Origin of the sequence: Asanoa ishikariensis (assembly GCF_900107455.1) — a bacterium.
In the GTDB taxonomy this organism is placed as follows: Bacteria; Actinomycetota; Actinomycetes; order Mycobacteriales; family Micromonosporaceae; genus Asanoa; species Asanoa ishikariensis.
This window is the reverse complement of the sequence record NZ_FNQB01000003.1, coordinates 756,576-778,289: the sequence shown is the minus strand read 5'-3', so window position 1 is coordinate 778,289 and position 21,714 is coordinate 756,576. Positions and strand designations below refer to the sequence as shown.

Genomic DNA, 21,714 nt, shown 5'->3' with positions numbered 1-21,714 from the left:
CCCGATGGCCACCGACTCAGCACAGGAGGCCGCCGGCCTGGCCCGGACGGTCCTCGCCGGCCTCGACGGGCTGCTGCCCGAGGTCGACGCCCTCTACCAGGACCTGCACACCCACCCCGAGCTGTCCGGCGCCGAGGTCCGCACAGCCGGCGTCATCGCCGCGCACTACGACGCCGCCGGTCTCGAGGTGACGGCCGGCGTCGGCGGTCTCGGCGTCGTCGGCGTGCTGGCCAACGGCCCCGGGCCGGTCGTCGCGATCCGCGCCGACTTCGACGCGCTGCCGATCGCCGAGGACACCGGCCTGCCGTACGCGAGCACCGCCACCGGCATCCGACCCGACGGGACGACCGTGCCGGTCATGCACGCCTGTGGCCACGACCTGCACACGGCGAGCCTGGTCGGCGCCGCCCGGCTGCTGGTCGCGCAGCGCGACCGGTGGCGCGGCACGCTGCTGCTGATCGCGCAGCCCGCCGAGGAGACGATGCAGGGCGCCAAGGCGATGCTGGGCGACGGGCTCTTCGACCGCTTCCCGCGGCCGGACGTGGTGCTGGCCCAGCACTGCGCGATCACCCGCACCGGGATGGTGCACCACAAGCCCGGGATCGCCTACTCGGCCTGCCGGAACTTCCGGATCACCATCCACGGGCGCGGCGCGCACGGCGCGGCGCCCCACTGGTCGGTCGACCCGGTGCTGCTGGCCGCGCAGACCATCGTGTTGCTCCAGGGCATCGTGGCCCGCGAGGTCGATCCTGACGAGATGACCGTGCTGACCGTGGGTTCGGTGCACGCCGGGACCCGGCCCAACATCATTCCGCCCGAGGCGGTGCTCGAGGTGACGCTGCGGGCCACCAGCGAGCCCGTCATCGACGTGCTCCAGGCCGCCATGGAGCGGATCGTGAACGGCGTGGCCGCGACCGGCCGGTCACCTCGACCGCCCGAGATCGAGCTGTGCGAGCACACGATCGCGGTCGACAACGACGAGGCCGTGACGGCCCGCGTCCGCGCCGTCCACGCCGAGCTGTTCGGTGCGGCTGACGTCATCGACCTGCCCGAGGCCAACAAGGGCAGCGAGGACTTCGCCTACTACGCGTCCCATCGCGGGCGGCGGATCCCGGCCACGATGTGGTTCTACGGCAGCACCGAGGCGGCCCTGTGGGACGCGGAGACCGGCGAGCTGCGCGAGCGGATGGCCCGGATGCCGGGCCAGCACACGCCGTTCTACGCGCCGGACCGGCTGCCCACGCTACGCCGCGGCGTCGAGACGCTGGTCGCTGCCGCGCTGGCGTTCCTGCCGGGGCGGCCGGCATGAGTGCAGAGTTGCGGGAGATCGAACGGCGGGTGCTCTGGCTCGCGGTGCGGATGGTGGACGCCGCCAACCGCGAGCGCGACACCGGCGACGGGGTGAAGGTCGGCGGCCACCAGGCGTCGTCGGCGTCGCTCGTGTCGGTGCTGACCGCCCTCTACTTCGGGCACCTGCGGGCCGGTGACCGGGTCTCGGTCAAGCCGCACGCGGCGCCGGTGTTCCACGCGATCACCTACCTGCTCGGCAACCTGGACCGGTCCTACCTGACGCGGTTGCGGGCCAAGGGCGGGCTGCAGGCGTACCCGTCGCGCACCAAGGATCCCGACGGTGTCGACTTCTCCACCGGGTCCGTGGGGCTGGGTGCCGCCGCACCGCTGTTCGCCGCCGCGACCCGGCGCTACGTGGACGCGCACTTCGGACCGCGCGACGCCAGCCGGTTCGTGGCCGTCCTGGGCGACGCGGAGCTCGACGAGGGCAGCGTCTGGGAGGCGGTGGCGGATCCCGCGACCGCCGGCCTCGGCAACGTCATGTGGGTGGTCGACCTCAACCGGCAGTCGCTCGACCGGGTCGTGCCGGGCATCCGGGTGGCGCAGTGGGCGGGGCAGTTCGCCGCGGCCGGGTGGCACGTGGTCGAGGTCAAGTACGGCTCGAAGCTGCGGGCGGCGTTCGACCGCGCGGGCGGGTCGCAGCTTCGGGACTGGCTCGACCGGATGCCCAACGAGCACTATCAGTCGCTGTTCGCCCTGACCGGCGAGCCGCTGCGCAAACAGTTCCTCGATGGGGCGCCGGAGCCGGTGGTGGCGGCCGTCGCGGACGTTCCGGACGACGAGTTGGCCGCGCTGCTGCAGGACCTGGGCGGCCACGACGTCGCCGCGCTCCTGGCCGCATTCGAAGAGTGCGACCGCGTGACGGACCGGCCGAGCGTCGTGCTCGCGTACACGGTGAAGGGTTGGCATCTGCCGGCCGCCGGCCATCCCCGGAACCACTCGGCGCTGCTGACCGGCGAGCAGATCGACACGCTGCGGATCGCGAGCGGGCTGACGGCCGACACCGAGTGGGACCTGATCGACCCCGCGACCCCCGCGGGCGCGCTGGTGTCAGCCCGGCGGGCTGCTCTCGCCAGGTCGGTTGAGCCCGCGCCGAAGCGGCCCGTGGTGCCCGCGCGCTCCGGCGTTCGCGTGGGCGCGCGGGCGTCCACACAGGAGACGTTCGGGCGGGTGCTGAGCGACCTGGCCCGGGACCCGGCGGTGGCGCCCTACCTGGTCACCACGGCACCCGACGTGGCCACGTCGACCAACCTCGCGGGCTTCATCAACCGCACGGGCATCTTCGCTCCGGACGCGCGTACGACGTGGTCCACCGACCCGGTGCTGCGCTGGGTGGAGGGCCCACAGGGGCAGCACATCGAGCTCGGCATCTCCGAGATGAACCTGTTCATGCTGCTCGGCCAGCTCGGCTTGGCCGGGGACCTGTCGGGCCAGCCGCTGCTGCCCGTCGGCACGGTGTACGACCCGTTCGTGCTGCGGGGGCTCGACGCGTTCATCTACGCGACCTACAGCGGTGCCAGCTTCGTCGTCGCCGGCACGCCGTCGGGTGTCACGCTGGCGCCGGAGGGCGGTGCGCACCAGTCGACGCTGACCGCCTCCGTTGGGTTGGAGCTGCCGGGGGTGACGTTCGCGGAGCCCGCGTACGGCGCCGCGCTCGACTGGCAACTCTGCGCCGCGCTGGGCGAGGTCGCCGCCGGCCGGGGCGCCTTCTACTTCCGGCTCACCACCCGGCCGATCGACCAGGCGCCCTTCGAGGCCGCCCGGGCGCGACTGGGCGACGTGGTGCTGCGGCGGCAGGTGCTGGCCGGTGCTTACCGGCTGCGCGACGCCGGCGGGCCGGCCGCGGTCCAGCTCGCCGCCAGCGGGGCCGTGCTGCCCGAGGTGCTCGCGGCCGCGGAGGAACTGGCCGAGGAGGGCGTCGCCACCCACGTCGTCGACGTGACCTCGCTGGACCGGCTCTACGCGGACTGGCAGGCCGCGGTGCGCGCGGGCATCCGGTCGGCGCGGGTGCCCGCCCTGCCCGGCGCGCTGCGCACCGCGTTCGCGCCCGGCGTGCCGCTGGTGACCGTGCACGACGCGGCCTCGCACGCGATGGCCTGGCTGGGCTCGGCGATCGGCGTGCCGTGCCTGCCGCTCGGGGTGGACGGCTTCGGCCAGTCGGGCAGCGTCGCCGACCTCTACGCGCTGCACGACCTGGAGCCGGGCGCGATCGTCAACGCCGCGCTGTCGGCGGTGGCGCTGCGTGGCTGAGCTGCTGCTGGCCGGCGGCACCGTCGTGGACGGTCGCGGCGGTCCGCCGGTGGCCGCCGACGTGACTGTCTCCGACGGCCGGATCGACGCCGTAGGCGCGCCAGGAACGCTGACGGGGCAGCGGGTGCTCGATGTCTCGGGCAAGGTGGTCAGCCCGGGATTCGTCGACATCCACTCGCATGCGGACTTCACGCTCGCCGTGGACGGCCGGGCGCAGAGCAGCGTGGCGCAGGGCATCACGACGGTGGTGACGGGCAACTGCGGCCACGGCGTGGCGCCGGTGACCGACCGGTCCGCGGCGTTGGTGCCGACGAACATCCCGGGTTGGCGTGCCGCCTGGGACTCGGCGCAGAGCTGGCGGACGTTCCCGGAATACCTGGACGCACTGCGGAGCCAGGGTGTCGGGGTCAACGTGTTCCCGCTCGTCGCGCACGGCGCGCTGCGGTTGGCGGTGGCGGGCTTCGAGACCCGTCCGCTGTCCGAGGCCGAGCTCTCCCGGTTGCGCGGGCTGGTCGGAGAGGCTCTGGACGCAGGGGCGGTCGGGCTGTCGACGGGGCTGGAGTACGCGCCCGGTCTGGCGGCCGACACGGCGGAGCTGATCGCGGTGGCCGGCCCAGTCGGTGAGCGCGGCGGTCTTTACGCGTCGCACTGTCGCAACCGGACAGATGCGATCGTGGCGGCCGCGGCTGAAGCGGTGGCGGTGGCCTCGCGGACGGGGTGTCGGTTGCAGCTTTCGCACTTCGTGCGACGCCCCACAATGAACGAGCGTTCGTTTTACTACGAGGCCGTGGACCTGGTCCGTGCCTGCCCCACCCGGGCGCGCCTCGACGTCTTCCCGTTCACGCACGGCCCGACGCCCCTGCCGACCTTCGTGGTGCCGATGTCCCTGCGCGACGCGCCGCGCCGCGAGGTGGCCCGCCGGCTCGCCGACTTCAGCCTGCTCGAGACGCTCGACCAGCGTTTCGTCGACGCGCTGGCGGGCGGCGAGGCGGCGGCCTGCCACATCGCCTCCGACGGCGGCGACGGCACTCTGGTCGGCCGTACGCTCGGCGACCTCGCCGTCGAATGGGACCTGTCCTTGCCCGAGGTGGTCCTGGCCATCCTGCGCCGCGCCGGCGACGACTTCTACGACGCGGTGGTGGTCGAGCCGGTCTTCGCCGACGACGACCTGCGCTGGGCCCTGACGCAGCCGGACTTCCTTATCATGGGCGACGGCCTGACCGGCGCGCTGGACGGCCCGCTGGCCGGCCACGCGATGTGCGCCTCGGACTGGGGCTACGTGCCGGAGATGCTCGCCCGCTTCGTCCGCGACGAGGGCCTGGTGCCGCTCGCCGAGGCGGTCGCCCGGATGACGGCGGAACCCGCGGCCCAGATCGGGCTCGATGATCGCGGTGTCCTCGCCCCGGGCTACCGCGCCGACGTCGTGGTGTTCGACCCGGCCCGGGTCGGCACGGCCGTGCGCGAGGACGCGCTGATCGCCGTGCCGTCCGGCATCGACGAGGTGCTGGTCAACGGCACGGCCGTGGTGGCGGCCGGCCGGCTCACCGGGGCACTGCCGGGGGTCGTGGGACACCGGCCTGGATGACCTGGCGCACCTTGCGCAGCGCGCCCAGGTCGGTCAGTGGGTCGCCCTCGACCAGGATCAGGTCGGCGACCTTGCCCACCTCGATCGTGCCGATCCGGTCGGTCAGGCCCAGGTTGGCCGCGGCATGGCGGGTGGCCGCGATGAGCGCCTCGCCGGGGGAGAGGCCGATGTCCGCCATCAGCGCGAGCTCCTCGCGCAGGCCGCCGTGCCGGTTGAACGGGGTGCCCGCGTCCGTACCCGCGGCGAACTTGACGCCGGCCTCGTATGCGCGGCGGAAGCTCTCCGCCCGGTCCTCGACGACGGCCCGGGACTTGGCCCGCAGCCACGGCGCGAGCTCGTCGCCGTGCGCGAGCGCGCACTCCACCCCCGCCAGCGTCGGCACGAGGTAGACGTCGTCGCGGGCGAGCAGCAGCTCGATGGCCTCGTCGTCGAGATAGAAGCCGTGCTCGACCGAGTCGACACCGGCCCGCAGGGCGTTCTTGATGCCTTCGTTGCCGATCGCGTGCGTCGCCACCCGCAGGCCCGCGTTGTGCGCCTCGTAGACCAGCACCTTCAGCTCGTCGGGCGCGAACGCGGTGCGTCCGGCGGTGACGCCGGGTGTGAGCAGGCCGCCGGTCGACATCACCTTGACGAAGCCCGCGCCCTCCTTGGCCGCCTGCCGGGTCGCCTTGCGCACCTCGTCGACACCGTCGACCTCACGGCCGAGGAAGTGGCCGTGGCCGCCGGTCATCGTGATGACGAGACCCGCCGCCTGCACGCGCGCGCCCTCGACCAGGCCGTCGTCGATCGCCCGGGCCAGCTCGATGGCGATGCCGTGCAGGGCGCCGCAGTCGCGTACCGTCGTCACGCCCGCATTAAGGTGGGCGCGCGCGTTGCGGGCCGCGTGCAGGGTCGCGCGGGTCGGGCTGTCGCCGGTCATCTGGGCGATGATGTCGGGCGTCGCGGTGGCGCACAGGTGGGTGTGGCAGTCGATCAGGCCGGGCAACAGCGTCGCCCCCGTGCCGTCGAGCACGGTGTCGTCCGGCTCCTGCCCGAGAGCGTGCACGAGTCCATCGTGGATCGTCACGGTGGTCTCGACGGTGCGGCCGCTGACGGCGTCGAACACGCGCGCGCCGACGATCGTGGTCATGTGTCCTCCAGCTCGCCGAGATGGTCGTCCATCACCGCGGCGATCCGCCCGGGGTCCCGGCCGCGCAGGGCGCGCAGCGTCTCCTGGTGGATGTGCACGGTGTGCGCGTAGTCGGTGTACTGCTCGTCGAAGCCGTCCAGCAGGATCGCCAGCTCCTCCATGAGCTCGTGGGAGTAGCGGGCGAGCCGCGGGCTGTGCGCCGCCCGGGCGATCTCGTAGTGGAACAGGTCGTTGGCGTGCACCCACTCGGCGGGCTTGCCGCGCGCGGGTGCCAGCAGGTCGATCGCCGCGGCCAGCGCGGCGAAGTTCTCCTCGGTCGCCCGCTGCCCGGCGAGCCGGGCGAGCTCCTGCTCGACCGGCCGGCGCGCCTCGGTCAGCTCGGCGAGCGTGGCCCGCTGCCCGGCACGCCCCAACGCCAGGACGCCGGGCGGCACGATCGAGCTGGCCACCTCGATGCCGCCGGTGTGCCCGCGGGTCACCCGCAGCACGCCGGCGCCGGCGAGCAGGCCGACCGCCTCGCGCACGGTGGGCCGGCTGGTGCCCAGCATCGTGGCCAGGTCGTCGATGCCCGGCAAGCGGTCACCAGCCACGAAGCGACCCCGCCTTATCGCGTACGTGATCTGGTCGACGACGTCCTCGTAGAGCCGCCCGCCGCGGACCGGGACGAACGGTTGCTCGGTCACGCGGCGGCGCGCACTGCGTCGAGGGTCGGCTCGATCTCCGGGTATGCCGGAGCGGCGCTGGCGGTCTTCAGCCCGCTGCCGGTGACGACATGCACGACGCGGTCGTGCGGCCCGATCAACCCGTCGGCACGGGCCTGGCGGATCGCCGCGATGCCGGCCGCCGCGCCCGGCTCGGCGAACACGCCGGCGTGCTCACCGAGCAGCCGGACCGCGTCGAGGATCGCCGCGTCATCAACGGAACGGAAGGCCCCGCCGCTGGCCCGCACGGCCCGCAGCGCCTTGACGGCGTTGCGCGGTCGCCCGACCGAGACCGAGTCGGCCACGGTGTGCGCCCGGACGGGCTCGATCCGCTCGCGGCCGGCGGCGAACGCGTCGACGATCGGCGCGGCGCCCGCCGGCTGCACCGCAAGCAGCCTGGTCGTCGTGCCATGCCCGCCTTCGGCGAGCCCCTTGCCGATCGCAGCCACCGTGCAGCCGTCACCGACGGCAACACTCACCCAGTCGGCGGGCGCGTCGCCGAGCTCGTCGGCCAGCTCGAGCCCGCAGGTCTTCTTGCCTTCCATGAGGTACGGGTTGACGGCGCAGTTGCGGTCGTACCACCCGAACTCCTTCGCCGCGTCCTCGCACAGGTAATAGGCGTCGTCATAGCTCCCGCGGACGAGCATGACCCGGGCACCGAACGCGGCGAGTTGGGCGAGCTTGCCGGCCGGCGTGCCCACGGGCACGAAGATGCGCGCCGTCAGTCCGGCCACGGCACAGGCGCCGGCCAGACTGGACGCCGCGTTGCCGGTCGACGCGCACGCGACGTCGGTGAACCCGCCGTACACCGCGAGCTCGACGGCCAGCGCTGACGACCGGTCCTTGAGCGACCCGGTGGGGTTGCGACTCTCGTCCTTGATGAGCAGTTCGCCGACCCCGAGCGCGGCGGCGAGCCGTGGGGCGGGCAGCAGCGGCGTGGCACGCAGGTAGCCGGCGGGCAATGCCCGCGGCGCGGCCGGCAGCGGAAGCTGCGCCCGGTAGAGGTCGAGCGGGTCGTCGCCGTCGCCGCGCCGCGTGCTCTCGACGACGACGTCGAGGATGCCGTCGAGCCCTTCGTGCGCCGGGCAGACGTGAGCGTCGACTGTGGAGGGATGCGGTCGCGCGCAGAGCACGCACCGCAGTCCGACCGGGAGGAGATCGGTCACCGATCCATTGAACGCTCGCGATCGAGCAAACGTCAAGACCTTTGCTCTTTGGCAAAATTGCTCTTGCTTAACGATCACGAGATATTCACACTGATGGCCGCTGCAAGGACGCAGCCACCCTCTGTCACCCCGAACGCCCTGGAGATTGCATGTCAGTAAGACGGCTGGCTGTCCGCCTCGCCATGGTCATGACGATGATCGTGGGAGCTGTCGCCGTGCCCTCGGCGGCCCAGGCCATCGCCTTCCAATGTGGTTCGTGGGAGGTCAACGGCTCGTTCCAGTTCCGGGCCTGCATCGACGACACCCCGCAGGGCGACATGTGGCACGAGATCCAGATCCAGAACAGGTCCACCTCCTCCAAGTCGCTGACGTATGGCATCTACCAATACGTCAAGGGCCTCAACTACCCGTGCGGCACGTACTCGGCGACGATCGGGGCCGGACAGACCTACAAGCGCTACTGCGTCAGCGTGCGGTACGTGAACTCGTACTACATGACCACGGCGAAGACCACGGTCAGCGGCAGCACGGTGCACGTCGCGTCGCCGCTCGTGTACACGTAGATCGGCGGTAACGGTGGCGGGGGCGGTTCCGCGCTCCCGCCGCCGGCGCGTTGCTATCTGCTGATACCGAGCGTGGCGATGAGGTCCTCGTGGAGCTCGAACCAGACCTTGTGGCACGAGTCGACCTCGACGCCGGTGATCCAGGCTGGGTCGTCGACGGCCTGGACCAGTGCCGCGGTGAACCGGGCGTGATAGCCGGCGAACCGGCTCAGCCGCGCGGCGACGAGCCGTTCGAGGTGGTGCAGTCGGTCGGCGAGGCGGGCGAGCTGGTGCAAGGTGTCAGCGGGATCGCCGGCGTCCAACTGCCACGTCGTGAAGACCTGGGACGCTCGGGCGTTGAGTGGCAGGAACTGCTCATGCGCGGCGGTGACGGTCCCGCGGGCGCCGGTGTGGTCGAGCTCGTCGCGGAGTTGCGCCTCGTTGTGCCGGTACCCGGCCTGGGTGAGTGACCATCCACCGAGGTCGGTGAACGCCGATCGGCTGACCCGGCCGTACGCCTCAGCGTCTAGGAGGTCCTCGCGGGTCTGGTCGGCGTCGAGGTCGAACCGGGCGGCGACGGCGGCGGTGCCGGCGAACCCGTTGAGCCGCACCGCGTGGAGCACGAGCAGGTCGACCGGGGATAGGTGGGCCATCAGTGTGATCCTTCGGTGATGGTGCCGGCAAAGCCGTCGACGGTGATCGGTGTGCCGTCGGTCAGCTTGGCCATCGCCTGGTCGGCGCCCACGACGGCGGGGAGGCCGAACTCCCGGGCGACGATGGCGGCGTGGCTGAGGACGCCGCCGCTTTCGGTGACGACGGCGGCGGCGAGGCGGAACAGCGGGGTCCAGGCCGGATCGGTCGTCCGGCACACCAGGACGTCGCCGGGCTGGACACGGGCGAAGTCGTCGACGGATCGCACGAGGCGCGCGGGTCCCGTCGCTCGACCGGAGCCACCCGGCGCGCCGGTGACCAATGGCGACGCGAGAGCTCTGCCCACCGGCCCTCCGAGGGTCGTGATCGGCCGTGACTGGAGCAGCCAGATCCGGTCGCCGTCGATGGCCCACTCGACGTCCTGCGGACGGCCCGCGAGCTCCGCGCATCGTCGACCGAGCGCGACGAGCCGGTGGACCTCATCCGGCGTCAGGCAGGGACGGGTCCGGTCCGTCGGGGGTACGGGTGTGCGTGCGAGGCCGTCCGCGGTCAGGTCGAGCCGGGTCTGTTTGGCCCCGACGACGACCCGCACGGTGTCCGCCGGCGCGGTCACGACGGCTTCGTCGGGCGCCACCGCACCGGAGACCACGGACTCGCCCAGCCCCCAGGACGCGTTGATCACCACCGCGTCGGCGCCGGTGCGCGGGTCGCGGGTGAACAGCACGCCCGCCCGGTCGGCCGCGACGAGCTCCTGGACGATCACCGACACGGCGTCCTCGTCGTCGAGGCCGAGGCGGCTCCGGTAGCCGCGCACCCGGTCGGACCCGGCCGAGGCCGCGCAGCGCCGGATCGCGGTCAGCACCTCGGCGGGCGATCGCGCGCCGAGGACCGTCTCGAGCTGGCCGGCGAAGGAGGCCGCCGCGGAGTCCTCGGCCAGTCCCGACGAGCGCACCGCGACGGCCGGGCCGCGTAGCCGACCGAGGTGCGCCGCGATCTCGGCCGGATCGTCGGCCGGGTCCACGACGACGAACCCGTCCGGAACGGGTAGGCCCGCGCGCATCAGGACGGCGAGCCCGTGCGCCTTGCCGCCGCACGTGGGGCCGGCGTCGGCCAACGGAACGACGGTCACGTGCCGGTTTCCTCGTCGAGCCGGGCCAGGACCCGTTCGTGCCGCTGCTGCGCCGCCTGGGCGGTCCGCAGCGACAAGGACTGCGCGATCTGGGCCCAGGTGAGTCCCTCGGCGCGGGCGACGAACAGCAGTCCCGCCTCGAGCTGGTCGAGCTCGGCCCGGGCCGACGCGAGCAGCGAGATCGCGGCCAGCAGGTCGTCGGGCAACTCCAGCGCGGCGCGGTCGGTGTTGGCCCGCCACAGTGCCTGGCGGATCAGGGTGAACGCGTCATGCGGTTGGCCCTCGGCGAGCCACGGCAGCCGCGGCAGTTCGTCCTCGTACACGGCGCCTAGCGTGGTCTTCAACAATCTGTTTGTCAACAAACTGTTGAAGCAGTCGCCGGTGTCGGATCGGGGCTGAGTCGTTCGTAGTAGTAACGAGAGCTAGCCACCGTTGCCGAGGAGATCATCGTGACCGCTACCTACACCTTCGACGTCTTTTCCAGTCTTGACGGCTACGGAGCCGCTGGGGGCGACTGGGGTGGCTACTGGGGCAAGCAGGGTCCCGAGCTGCTCGAGCACCGCCTCGACCTGTACAGCCAGCCGCAGCGGATGGTCTTCGGGGCCAACACGTACCGGGTGTTCGCGCAGTTGCTGGCCGCGAGCACCGAGGAGTCCGAGGTCCGCGACCCGTGGGTGACCCGGATGCGCGGCCTGCCGGCAACGGTGGTCTCGAACACGCTGCACGGCCCGCTCGACTGGCCCGACGCGACCGTGCTCAGCGGCGACGCGGTCGACGTCGTCGCGCGGCTCAAGGAGGAGTCCGAGGTGCCGTTGCGCTCGCACGGCAGCTTGTCGATGAACCGGGCGTTGCTGGCCGCCGGCCTGGTCGACCGCGTCCAGGTGACACTGTTCCCCGTCGTCACGGGCCAGACCGGGGCGGACGCGATCTTCGAGGGCGCGGCCGACTTCGACCTGGACCTGATCGAGACCCGTACGCTCGACGGTCGCACCCAAGAGCTGATCTACCGGCCCACCCTGCACGCCTGAGGCCGTCGGTCACCCACCGGGTCCTGCGGCATGGTTGCCGTAGTCCGGTCGGGTGGTCACCACGATGACGGTGGGTCCGCCCGAGGTCTTGTCGAGAGCCGCGGTGAACTCGCGCTTGAGCTCCTCGGTGGTGCTGACGTCCACAGCGGCGCAACCGAAGCCCCGCGCGATGGACGCGATGTCCAGACCGGGCAGTTCGAGGCCGGGTACGCCGGGCGTGTGCTCGATCTGGCCGAACTCCTTGAGGACCGCGTACTCGCCGTTGCGCATCGCGACGTACACGTTTGGCAGCTTGTGCTGCGCGGCCGACCACAGCGACTGGATCGAGTACTGGAAGGAGCCGTCGCCGATCAGCCCGATCACCGGGCGGGTGTCGCCGCGGTCGCGGTTGCCCAGGGCGATGCCGACCGAGGCCGGCAGGGCCCAGCCGATTCCGCCGGCCGGGGTGGCGTAGTTGGAGTCCGGCTCGACGGTGGGCAGCCACTCCTGGTGCTGGGGCATGGTCGAGGTGGACTCGTTGACCAGCACGGCGTGCTCGGGCCGGACGTCGGCGAGGGCCGCGTACACCTGGTCGGGTGTCAGGGGTCCGCTCTCCGCCTTCGGCACCTTGGTGTGCGTGCGGTCCATCGGCGCCGGAGCCTTGCGGCCGTTGGCGGAGATCATCTCGGTGAGCAGCTCGGTCGACTGGCGCAGTTCGCCGAGGATGCTGTCGCCGACCCGCGCGGCGGCGGCCACATGCGGATCGTGCGTGATGTGCAGCAGGTCGGTGCCCGGTTCCAGCACGTCGCCTTCCTCGAAGGCGTAGTAGCGGAAGACCTGGGCGCCGATGACGACGACCAGGTCGTGGCCGGCCAGGGTGGTGCTGATCGACTTGAGGGACTCACCGATCGGGCCCTGGTAGAGCGGATGGTCCTCGGGGAACGAGACCCGGTCCGGCAGCGGTGTCCCGTACACCCCGGCGTTGGTCTTCTCCGCGAGGGCGACGGCCGCGTCCCAGCCCTCGGCGCGGTCCACGTCCGGGCCGAAGACCAGGGCCGGGTTGTCGCTGTCCGCGATCCGGTCGGCGAAGTGCCGCAGCCGCTCGGTCTCGGGCGCGAAGCTCGTGCTGGACTGCCGGCGGACGGCCGGGCCCTCCAGCGGACGGTTCCAGTCGTCGAGCGGGACGGACAGGAACACCGGTCCGGCGGGAGGTTGAGAGGCGGTGACGAAGGCCCGCATCAACGCCGCGGGTACGTCTTCGGCCCGGTAAGGCTCGTAAGCCCACTTCACCCACGGGCGTGGCGTGACCGGGGCATCCGGATTGCTCAGGTACGGGTCGCCGATCATCATCTCGCGGTGCTGGTTGCCGACCATCACGATCAGCGGGGTGTGGGCCTGACTGGCGTTGACGATGTTGCCCATGCCGTTGCCCAGACCGGCGTGCGAGTGCAGGTTCACCAGCGTCGGCCGGCGGGTGGCCTGGGCGAACCCGTCGGCCATGGCGACCGCGGACGCCTCCTGCAGCGCCAGGACGTAGGTGAAGTCGTCCGGGAAGTCCGACAGGAAGGTCTCCTCGGTCGAGCCCGGATTGCCGAAGATCGTCGTGAGGCCCAGCTCCCGGAGCAGGTCATAGGCGACGTTGTGCACGGTGGTCTTGGTGGTCACGTGATCAGCCCCCTCGGACCAGGGTCGTCGGGCAAGCAACCACGCTAACGCCGCGTCCCCCGCGCATTTCGCGTTTTCGAGCTATCGGACGACCACGCCGCCCCGACGGCCGGGGCGGCGTGGTGCTCCCGTCAGCGAACGGTGTAGCGGATGACGTCGGTGCGCATGAGGTCGCCCGACACCTTGACCGCCTTGAAGGTGTGTTGCTTGTTCGGCAGGCCCGAGACGGTGAACGCCTTCTGCTGGGTCGCGCGGGCCGCGCCGTGGAGGTCCACGCGTCCGGTCAGCTTGCCGTCGATGTAGATGTCGGCCAGCCCCTGGTCCGGTGCGGTGGCGGTGATCCAGTCGACGGCGGTGCCGGTGAACGTGTACGAGACCGAGTCGCCGTTGTGGGCCGTGGCGTGGACGTCGTCCAACTGGTCGCCGCGGAACGCGAAGTCCAGTCGCGCCGCGCCCAGCGGAAGGCCGGCCAGGTAGGCCGAGCGCAGGGTCACCGTTGACCCCGACACGGTGTAGTCCCTGCCCCGCTCGAGTGCGGTGCCGTCGCGGGCGACGCCGATGAACTCGGTGCCGTCCCGCTGGAGCTTCACCTGTACGTCCGACGGCGCCTTGCGGTCGAACGACGCCGCCGGTGGGTCGAGCAGGCTCGGCTGGAGCACGTCGATCCGGTCCACGAGCATGAAGGCGCCGGACTTCTTGACGGCCGTGAGGGTGTGGCTCCCGTCGGACAGGTCGTTGACCGTGAAGACGGTCTGCTGCGTCAGGCGCGGCTGGCCCTCTTCCCGTCCTGTGTGCACGGTGTTCACAAACGTGCCGTCGAGGTAGATGTCCACGTCGCCCTGGGAGGAGTCGAGCTCGGTGAGGTACGAGACGCCTGTTCCCTGGAAGGTGTACTGGAACGAGTCGCCGTTGCGTTCGGTGTAGTGCACGCCGTCGTTGAAGTCACCGAGCCCGCGGCCCGTGCTCTGCGACCACGAACCGACGTACGCGATGGCGGGGTCGGTGTCGTCATGGGTGATCGTGCGGACCGGTCCGGCCGTCGACGGCGGGGTGGGGTTGCCGGTGTCGGTCACGTTCACCGTCAGCGGCTGCGCCGTGGCAGCGACCTCGCGCCCGCCGTTGCGGCTCCACTCTCCCTGGTAGGCGACCCGCAGCGCGTCGTCGTTGACGGCGACGGTGGCGCCCGGCTGGGGTGTCACCTTGAGCAGGCGTACGCCGTGGATCGGCACCGCCGGAGCGGTGAAGCTGTTGGCGAAGCGGCCCAGGTTCTTGCGGTCCCACAGGTCGCGCACGGTGGCGGCGCCGGTCAGGCCGAGGTCCGACCAGTTCACCGTGACGTCCTTGTCGGCGCGGCCGAGGTTGAACAGCGCGACGGTGTAGCTGCCGTCGGCGTTGAGCGTGTACCAGGTCGGTTGCTGCGTCGTCGTGCTGACCGGCCGCGCCGGGGTGCCGGCCTGGTCGACCGCGATCACCTCGGGGTTTGTGAGCAGGCTCAACCCGTACGCGTCCAGCTTGGTCATGTCGTTGCCCAGATAGAGCGGCGCGGCGGAGATCGCCCACAGCGTCATCGCGGTCCGCCGCTCGTCCTTGGTGAGGCCGTCCATGGTGCCGTTGCCGATGTTGAGCGAGTCGAGGTCGTTCCACCCGCCGTTCCCGCCGTAGCGCCACCAGGTCGCGAGGTTCGGAAAGAGCCGGGCGACGTTCTGCCACTGGGTGAGCGCCTCGTCGCCGCAGTAGCACTCGACGTCCCAGTCGATCCGCCAGCCGTTGGCCTTCGACCGCCAGAAGTCGGCGTACTTCGGGTCGACGGCCCAGGACAGCTCGAACCAGATCTCGTTCCGCTTGAGCGCCGACGACCAGGCGGCGACGTCGTCGCGAGCGTCGAGCGAGAGGTCGGACACGCCGGAGCCGGGGGTGACGCTGTCGAACTTGACGAAGTCGACGCCCCACTGGGCGAAGAGGTCGACGATCGAGTCGATGTACTTCTGCGAGCAGGGGTTCGCGAAGTCCATCTTGTAGCCGATGTGCCAGTAGTCGGCGGGCCGGATCGGTTGCGCGACGATGTCGTGCGTCGTGCAGCCGGGCGCGCCCGCGATCGGCAGACTCGCGTTGTAGACCTCCGGTCCGACGCCCGGGATCATGTAGAGGCCGAACTTCTGGCCATTGGCGTGTACGTGGTCGATGACCTTCCGCAGACCCTGCGGGTAGAGCGTGGCGCTGGGCTTCGGCCGGCCGTTGGCGTCGACGCCGTCGTTCCAGCCGGCGTCCACGTTGATGCGGGTGTAGCCGTACTTCTGGAGCTTCGCCTTCATCGCGTCGGACTGCGTGACGAGTTGGTCGGCGGTGATCCACTTACCGTTGCCGGAGTAGACCTGCATGCTGTAGCTGCTCCAGCCCATGTACGGCCGTACCGCCCAGGGATCGCCCGGGCCGTCGGCCGGCGCGGCCGACGGGCCGGACAGGGCCGCGACGACGGGTGGGGCGCCGGCGGCGGGGCTCGGCTTGGGTCCGGGAGCGGCCATCGCCGGCACGGCGGCCGCGCCCAGGGACAGGAGCAGCGCGGCGACCAGAGTGGCGGCACGGGTGCGTCTCCGGCGTGGATGAGCTAGCGGTGACCTCACGGTCGGACCTCCTGTTAGGACGAAGACAGGGCGGCGCGAGCGTAGGTCCGGCTGATCATCGAAATCAATACTTGACGAAGGAAATTATTACCCCTAGATTTCGGCTCATGCTCCACGAGGCTGACCTGGCCCCCGCGGCGACAGCGGTGTTCACCGCCGTGTTGACCGAGGGTCCACTCAGCCGCGTCGCCCTCGCCCGTCGCCTCGACCTGTCGTCCGCCGCCGTGACCAAAGGGGCGCGGCCGCTGATCGAGCTGGGCTATCTGGAAGAGCTGGCCGCGACCGAGCGGACCGGACCCGGCGCCGGCCGCCCTGCCAGCCCGCTCGCCGTGCGCGCGGACCGCGAGTTCTTCGTCGGTGTGAAGATCACCGGCGACGAGCTGATCGGCGTGGTCTGCGACCTCCGCGCCGAGATCCGGACCTCGGCGCACCGCCGGCTACCCACGACCGACGTCGACCAGGTGCTCACGTCGCTCGGCGAGCTCGTCGACGAACTGCTGGACGGCGGCTATCGGGCTCGCACGCACCGGCTCGGGCTGGCCGTCTCCGGCGACGTCGACTACTCCACCGGGCTGGTGCGGTACTCACCGTTCCTGCGGTGGCGCGACGTGCGGCTGCGCGAGCGGGCCGAGAAGATCACCGGCCTCACGGTCACGGTGGAGAACGACGTGAAAGCGCTGACCACCGCCGAGCACTGGTTCGGCGAGGGGGTGGGCGTCGAGTCGTTCGCGCTCGTGACCGTCGGCGCCGGCATCGGTTGCGGCCTGGTCGTCGGCGGCCGGCTCGTCTCCGGCGCCCACGGTGTGGCCGGCGAGATCGGCCACATCGGCATCGACGCCAACGGCCCCGACTGCCACTGCGGGGGCCGCGGGTGCGTGGAGGCGATCGCGGGTGCGGACGCCATCGTCCGGGAGGCCCGCAGGGCCGCCGGCCGGCCGGAGCTCACCCTCCAGGACGCCGTGGCGCTGGCTCGCGCGGGCGACGCCCCGATCGGCGCTGTCTTCGACCGGGCCGGGGACGCGATCGGCGCGGGCATCGCCGCGGTCGCGAACCTGGTCGGCCCCGCCCGGATCGTCGTCTCCGGCGAGGGCCTGTCCGCCTATGACCTGTTCGAACCGCGCATCCGGGTCAGCTTCCAACGCCAGGCGTTCGGCGCCGCATCCGAGTGTCCACTCTCGATCCGGCCGCTGTCGTTCGAGCAATGGGCGCGCGGGGCGGCCACGGTGAGCATCAAGGCCCTGGTCGCCGCCTGAGGCGGGCCGTGGTCAAGGCCTTGGTCGCCGCCTGAGGCCGGCCGCGGTCACCGGCCCGGTGGGGCCGTGCTGCCGCGTACGACGAGATGAGTGGCCAACTCCATCCGCGTCGACTCCAGGCGCTCGCCGTTGACGATGCGCAGCAGCGTGCGCGCGGCGGCCACGCCCATCTCGTGCAACGGCTGCCGGACCGTGGTCATCGGGGGAGCGGTCCACTCCGCGAAGTTCAGGTCGTCGAAGCCGACCACGCTGATGTCGCCGGGGATCGTCAGGCCGGCCCGCCGGACCGCCTCGTAGACGCCCGTCGCCTGTTGGTCGCTGCCCGCGAAGATGGCCGTCGGAGGCTCGGGGAGAGAGAGCAGTGCCTCCGCGCCGCGCAGGCCGCCCTCGTGCATGAAGTTGCCGTAGCGGACCAACTGCCGATCGGCGGGTTGGCCGGCCGACTCCAGCGCCGCCCGGTAGCCGGCGATCCGGGCCCTGGTGCATTGGAGGCGCTCGGGGCCACCGATCGCCGCGATCCGTCGGTGACCGAGACTGATCAGGTGCTCGGCGGCCGCGTACCCGCCGGCGAAGTTGGTGGCGCCGATCGACGCCACCTCCGGTGGTGGCTGGCTCACGCCGTCGACGACGACGATCGGGAGGCCGCGCCGGTCCAGGTCCGCCTGTTGCCGGCCGGTGAGCTCCGAGAGGACCAGGATCGCTCCCTGTGAGCCGCGGGCCAGGGCCGAGTCGACCCAGCGCCGGGTCAGCGACTGCCGGTTGTGGACGGTGGAGACGACCAGCGCGTGGCCCGCCGCTTCCAGGACCTCCTCGACCCCGGAGAGGATCTCCAGGCCCCAGACGCTCTCCAGGTCGTTGATGACCAGGTCGATCAGGTCGCTGCCCCGCCCGGCCCGGCGCACGGCGCGTGGGCGCCGGTAGCCCCGCTCCGTGAGCAGCCGTTCGACCCGGCTGCGGGTGGCCGCCGACACGTCGGTGTGGCCGTTGAGCACTTTGGACACTGTGGAGATCGCGACATTGGCCTCCCTGGCGATCTCCGCCATGGTGGGCCGGCCGGTGGCTGCCATAAGTTTCGAAAACCTTCGATCCAAGGGCCTGTCTCGGCACCGTACACCCCTGGTCGGCAAAGCGAAACTGCTCTCGAAACTCAGAGCGTCGCAGTCGCCGGACGCTCGGGCTCAGGCGGCGGGTCCACTGCGGCCAGCGTCCGCAGCGCCGCCGTCAGGAAGCCGACCAGCACCGCCAGCACCAGCCCGAACGCCGTCCACCGGAACACCTGGTCGCCACTGTGGTACAGCGCCACGGCCGCGCCGACCAGGCCGCCGAGCGTGAACACCAGGCCGGCGACGCCGAGCAGCAGCAGGATCAGCCGGTTCCGCAGGCGGGTGGCGACGCGGGTCGGGTCGTCGCGCAGCGCGCTCCACAGCCCGGACCGCAGTGGCCCGGTGGATGCCCGCGCCAGGCGGTTCGACAAGGACAGCTCGGCGGGGCGGTCGTCGGCCACCACCGCCTCCACGGTGTGCTGCCAGGCGGCCCGCGTCGGGGCAGCCGGCGCGGCCGGGTTGACCGCTTCGAAACACCCGTGGGTGAGCAACCGGGTCGCCGACCGCGCCACCCCGGTGGCGGTGGCCCGCCCGGCGTCCGTACGCAGGAAGGACCGCACCAGCTCGCGGTTGTCCCCGGTGACCCGGTGGTGCGCCGCGGCCAGCCGGGCCACGAGCGCGGCGCCATCGGCGGCACCCGCCCGGCCGGCCTCGTCGTCCAGGATCGCCATCTGCACCTCGGCGACCCGCCGCGAGACCGCGGCCGAGGGCTGGTCGTGCAACACGAGCCGGACCAGGTGGGCCGCGGCGTCCAGCCGGCCCCACAACCAGTCGTGCGCCCGCGCGTCCTCGGTCGCGAACGCGCCGAAGTGGCCGACCCGCGTCCCGAACAGCTTGCGTTCGCCGGCGTCGCGGTAGTCGCCGAGCGCGACCAGCGGGCTGTCCACGTCCGGCCCGATCCGCACGAAGTCGAACGGCGGTGTGTGCGGGCGCACCGACGGCGCCGCGAACGCCCGCGACAGCACCTCCGCCGCCAGCGCCCGCTCGACGACCGCGGCCGCGGAGGTGCCGACCGACTCCGCGTACGCGGCGGTCGCCGACCGCACCACGACCAGCAGGTGCTCCCGTACCCGCTGCTCGGCGAAGACCGCGTTGACCAGCCCGGCGATCTCCTCGTCGGACGCGGAAGGGCCGATCCCCTCCAGGGCGGCGCGGGACAGGGTCGCGCGACGGACCGCGTCGTCGATCGCCAGGATCTTCGTGAGCGCCGCGCTCAGGCTCAGCGCCAACTGCTGCGGTTCCGCGCACGCCGGCGCCGACTTGTCGCCGTTGAGGTGCCGCCGCACCTCGCGCAGCAGCGTCGTGACGACCTGCTGGGCCGCGGAGACTCCCCAGGTCCACAGGGGACCGTCGAGCGCGTGGCCGAGCGGCGTGCCGGCCGGCGGCACCCACAGGGTGTCGAGACCGGCGGCGTCGATGCGCGACGGGCGGCTCAGGTCGGTGGCGAGCGGGCGACGCCGCAGCAACCGGCGGGCCTTCCAGATCCCGTCGACGGTACGCGCCTGCCGGTACTCCTGGATCAGCTCGGCCGCGGTGGCCAGCAGACCCTCGTCGGGAAGCCGGTCGAACAGCCGGTCGACGGGCGACTCCGAGGCCGCCGCGAGGCGATTGTCGAGCTCGTCGACGTCGGTGCGGAAGTCCACCTCGCGCGGCAGGTTGAGCGAGCCGGAGACGACCGCGTGCAGCGGCGGGCGCAGCCGTGCGACGTCACGGGCGGGCACCACGGCGCCGCGGACCCCCGAGCTCGGCACCACGTAGGCCAGGACGCGCCGGTACGGGCCGTTGATCGTGCGCTGGCCCATCTCCTCGACCACCGGCGCGAACGGGGCGTTGTCCAGCACGCCGCCGTCCATGAGGAACGTCGGCAGGTCGCGCAGGTCCGGCACGTCCGGGTGTACCCGCAACTGGGGGAGGGCGAGCAGCGGCTCCTCGCTGACGGGCGGGAAGGCGCCGGGGAACCCCGCCGACGCCCGGGCCGCGGTGACCAGGGCCTCGTCCGCGGTGAAGTCGTTGCGGACGGTCGGGTGGGGGCCGACCTCCGGGTCGTGCACCTGGCGCTGGGCGTCGGCGACGAACCGGTAGAGCCGGCGGTGGTCCTCGTAGCCGAAGTGCTGGCCGAGCGCGTCGGTGCCGCGCGGTTGCGGTCCGCCGGTGGCGGTCGCCGTCACGAACAGCGTGACCGGTTCGCGCGGCCGGCCGCCGCGTTGCGCCACACGCTGTGCCCGGGGTCGGACGACGGAACGGATCATCTTCGTGAGGTAGCCGCCGTCGAGCAGACTCTGCGGGGTCTCGGCGGTGTCGTCGAGTAGTTTGCCGGTCGTCAGCGCGGCGTCCCGTACCCACAGGTCGCGCAGTTCGGTCGGCAGCGGCTCGCCGGCGGCGACGGCGCAGGCGAGCAGGGTGCCGTTGAGGCCGCCGGCGCTCGTACCCGCGATGATGTCGACGACGACCGTGGCGTTTGCGTCCCGGCACAGGTCGCGCCACGGTCCCTCGGCCCGGCGGAGGCGGTCGAGCTCGTGGGTGACGCCGGCCATCCAGACGGCAAGGCTGACGCCGCCGTTGAAGACGAGCGCCAAGCGCAGCTCAGTGGGATGGGTCGTGGTCTGCATCGCCCGCTCCTGCTCGGTGCCCGCGTCGGAAATACGGGCATACCTCGCAAAAGGATTACATGATCGGCGGGCGACGGTGGCCGGTTCAGCCGAGCAGCTCGTCCGGATAGCACCAGCGCCACGACTCGCCGACCTCGGCCGACTGGATCACCGGATGGCTGGTCGCGTGCGCGTGCTTGGTGGCGTGCCGCGGCACGGACGAGTCGCAGCAGCCCACATGGCCGCAGGTGAGGCAGACCCGCAGGTGCACCACCGGCTCGTCGGTCGGCAGGTGGTCCTCGCAGGTCGTCGGATGGTCGACGTCCCGAGCCGGCGCCTCGTTGAGGTGCCCGCACAGCTCGGGCTGGTAGACGGGCAACTGCCCGGACCGCGCGAGCTGCCGGAACAGCCGCAACGGCTTGTCGTGGCGTTCGTCGTCAGGATCCCCACGGTGGCGCCTCAGCACAGTGTCGCTCCCACAAGGTCAACGTAGCGCGCCGTCATTCGGCGTGCTGGGCCAACTCGGTGGCGGCCCGCTCCAGCCGCGCCGCGAACGTGCCGGGGTCGACGAGGTGCGCCACCAGCAGGACGCCGTGCCGCGCCGAGACGTCGGGCTTGAGCGCGGGCTCGTCCGGGTCGGGTTCGTGCACGCCCAGGGCGCCGGCGAGCAGCAGCAGCACGATCTGCGGGTCGACCTCCGCCTGCCATTCGCGGGCTCCGGTCACCATCGCGGTCAGGGTGTCCCGCACGTCGGAGCTGTCCAGCCCGTCCGGGTGACCTTCTTCGAGTGCATGGCGTACGACGGTGCCGAGCAGCAGGCCCACCTGCGCCGGGTCGACGGCGGACAGGCGCGCGATCGCGGACTCGAACGCTTCCGTGTCGCGGGCCCCGACCGCCAGCACCGCGTCGTCGGCGGCGTCCGCGATCGGTCGCGCCGAGGCGGGCAGCGCACTCCACTGTCGTCTCACCAGTCG

Annotated in this window: 18 protein-coding genes; 6 read left to right on the top strand and 12 right to left on the bottom strand. The window is 72.2% G+C overall.

Annotated elements, in window-relative coordinates; all coding sequences use genetic code 11:
* Positions 1–4: 4 nt before the first annotated feature.
* From BLV39_RS27625 to BLV39_RS27615, 3 genes are read left to right on the top strand one after another with little or no spacing between them, the layout of a single operon-like run.
* Positions 5–1,309, top strand: coding sequence for an amidohydrolase (locus tag BLV39_RS27625; protein ID WP_090799148.1), 1,305 nt, complete (start codon positions 5–7; stop codon positions 1,307–1,309).
* Complete coding sequence (locus BLV39_RS27620) at positions 1,306–3,600, top strand: transketolase-like TK C-terminal-containing protein (RefSeq protein WP_090799146.1); 2,295 nt, start codon at positions 1,306–1,308, stop codon at positions 3,598–3,600. The genes BLV39_RS27625 and BLV39_RS27620 overlap by 4 nt, the downstream gene beginning before the upstream one ends.
* Complete coding sequence (locus BLV39_RS27615) at positions 3,593–5,185, top strand: N-acyl-D-amino-acid deacylase family protein (RefSeq protein WP_090799144.1); 1,593 nt, start codon at positions 3,593–3,595, stop codon at positions 5,183–5,185. Before BLV39_RS27620 ends, BLV39_RS27615 begins: the two co-directional genes overlap by 8 nt.
* Here BLV39_RS27615 and BLV39_RS27610 read toward each other — a convergent pair.
* Genes BLV39_RS27610 through thrC form a run of 3 tightly spaced genes read right to left on the bottom strand, consistent with a single transcriptional unit; the run spans position 5,142 to position 8,181 of the window.
* Entirely contained in the window at positions 5,142–6,314 is a 1,173-nt protein-coding gene (locus tag BLV39_RS27610) for a metal-dependent hydrolase family protein (RefSeq protein WP_090799142.1), read from the bottom strand. The two genes, BLV39_RS27615 and BLV39_RS27610, sit on opposite strands and share 44 nt — an antisense overlap.
* Positions 6,311–6,997, bottom strand: coding sequence for a FadR/GntR family transcriptional regulator (locus BLV39_RS27605; RefSeq protein ID WP_090799140.1), 687 nt, complete (start codon positions 6,995–6,997; stop codon positions 6,311–6,313). Before BLV39_RS27605 ends, BLV39_RS27610 begins: the two co-directional genes overlap by 4 nt.
* Positions 6,994–8,181 (bottom strand): threonine synthase, encoded by a 1,188-nt coding sequence (gene thrC / locus BLV39_RS27600; RefSeq protein WP_176985101.1) that lies wholly within the window; start codon positions 8,179–8,181, stop codon positions 6,994–6,996. The genes BLV39_RS27605 and thrC overlap by 4 nt, the downstream gene beginning before the upstream one ends.
* A 194-nt stretch (positions 8,182–8,375) precedes the next feature.
* Between thrC and BLV39_RS27595 the strand changes: the two genes are divergently transcribed.
* A complete protein-coding gene (locus BLV39_RS27595; protein WP_143049905.1) occupies positions 8,376–8,744 on the top strand; it encodes a hypothetical protein in 369 nt (122 codons plus the stop codon).
* Between the two features lie 53 nt (positions 8,745–8,797).
* Here the strand turns inward: BLV39_RS27595 and BLV39_RS27590 are convergent, their stop codons facing one another.
* From BLV39_RS27590 to BLV39_RS27580, 3 genes are read right to left on the bottom strand one after another with little or no spacing between them, the layout of a single operon-like run.
* Positions 8,798–9,376: a hypothetical protein gene (locus tag BLV39_RS27590; RefSeq protein WP_090799133.1), complete on the bottom strand. Its 579-nt coding sequence runs from the start codon at positions 9,374–9,376 to the stop codon at positions 8,798–8,800.
* Positions 9,376–10,503: a PEP/pyruvate-binding domain-containing protein gene (locus BLV39_RS27585; protein ID WP_239083444.1), complete on the bottom strand. Its 1,128-nt coding sequence runs from the start codon at positions 10,501–10,503 to the stop codon at positions 9,376–9,378. The genes BLV39_RS27590 and BLV39_RS27585 overlap by 1 nt, the downstream gene beginning before the upstream one ends.
* Positions 10,500–10,826, bottom strand: a complete 327-nt coding sequence (locus BLV39_RS27580; RefSeq protein ID WP_090799131.1) for a hypothetical protein — start codon at positions 10,824–10,826, stop codon at positions 10,500–10,502. Before BLV39_RS27580 ends, BLV39_RS27585 begins: the two co-directional genes overlap by 4 nt.
* Positions 10,827–10,952: 126 nt before the next feature.
* Between BLV39_RS27580 and BLV39_RS27575 the strand changes: the two genes are divergently transcribed.
* Positions 10,953–11,531 carry a dihydrofolate reductase family protein gene (locus BLV39_RS27575; protein ID WP_090799129.1) on the top strand — a complete coding sequence of 193 codons (579 nt, stop codon included), beginning with the start codon at positions 10,953–10,955 and terminating at the stop codon, positions 11,529–11,531.
* A 9-nt stretch (positions 11,532–11,540) separates the two neighbouring features.
* Here the strand turns inward: BLV39_RS27575 and mdlC are convergent, their stop codons facing one another.
* Together mdlC and BLV39_RS27565 are read right to left on the bottom strand one after the other, a co-directional pair.
* Complete coding sequence (gene mdlC, locus BLV39_RS27570; RefSeq protein WP_090799126.1) at positions 11,541–13,175, bottom strand: benzoylformate decarboxylase; 1,635 nt, start codon at positions 13,173–13,175, stop codon at positions 11,541–11,543.
* 131 nt (positions 13,176–13,306) lie between these two features.
* Positions 13,307–15,796, bottom strand: a complete 2,490-nt coding sequence (locus BLV39_RS27565; protein WP_239083445.1) for a X2-like carbohydrate binding domain-containing protein — start codon at positions 15,794–15,796, stop codon at positions 13,307–13,309.
* Between the two features lie 107 nt (positions 15,797–15,903).
* Here BLV39_RS27565 and BLV39_RS27560 point away from each other — a divergent pair, with 107 nt between their 5' ends.
* Positions 15,904–17,049, top strand: coding sequence for an ROK family protein (locus BLV39_RS27560; RefSeq protein WP_090799124.1), 1,146 nt, complete (start codon positions 15,904–15,906; stop codon positions 17,047–17,049).
* A 47-nt stretch (positions 17,050–17,096) separates the two neighbouring features.
* Here the strand turns inward: BLV39_RS27560 and BLV39_RS27555 are convergent, their stop codons facing one another.
* From BLV39_RS27555 to BLV39_RS27540, 4 genes are all read right to left on the bottom strand, one after another.
* On the bottom strand, positions 17,097–18,116 hold the full coding sequence (locus BLV39_RS27555) for a LacI family DNA-binding transcriptional regulator (protein WP_090799122.1): 1,020 nt from the start codon (positions 18,114–18,116) through the stop codon (positions 17,097–17,099).
* A gap of 80 nt (positions 18,117–18,196) precedes the next feature.
* Positions 18,197–20,761, bottom strand: a complete 2,565-nt coding sequence (locus BLV39_RS27550) for a DUF3376 domain-containing protein (RefSeq protein ID WP_090799120.1) — start codon at positions 20,759–20,761, stop codon at positions 18,197–18,199.
* A gap of 85 nt (positions 20,762–20,846) precedes the next feature.
* Entirely contained in the window at positions 20,847–21,206 is a 360-nt protein-coding gene (locus BLV39_RS27545; protein WP_090799117.1) for a UBP-type zinc finger domain-containing protein, read from the bottom strand.
* Positions 21,207–21,240: 34 nt separating this feature from the next.
* Positions 21,241–21,708: a hypothetical protein gene (locus BLV39_RS27540; RefSeq protein ID WP_090799115.1), complete on the bottom strand. Its 468-nt coding sequence runs from the start codon at positions 21,706–21,708 to the stop codon at positions 21,241–21,243.
* Positions 21,709–21,714 lie beyond the last annotated feature (6 nt).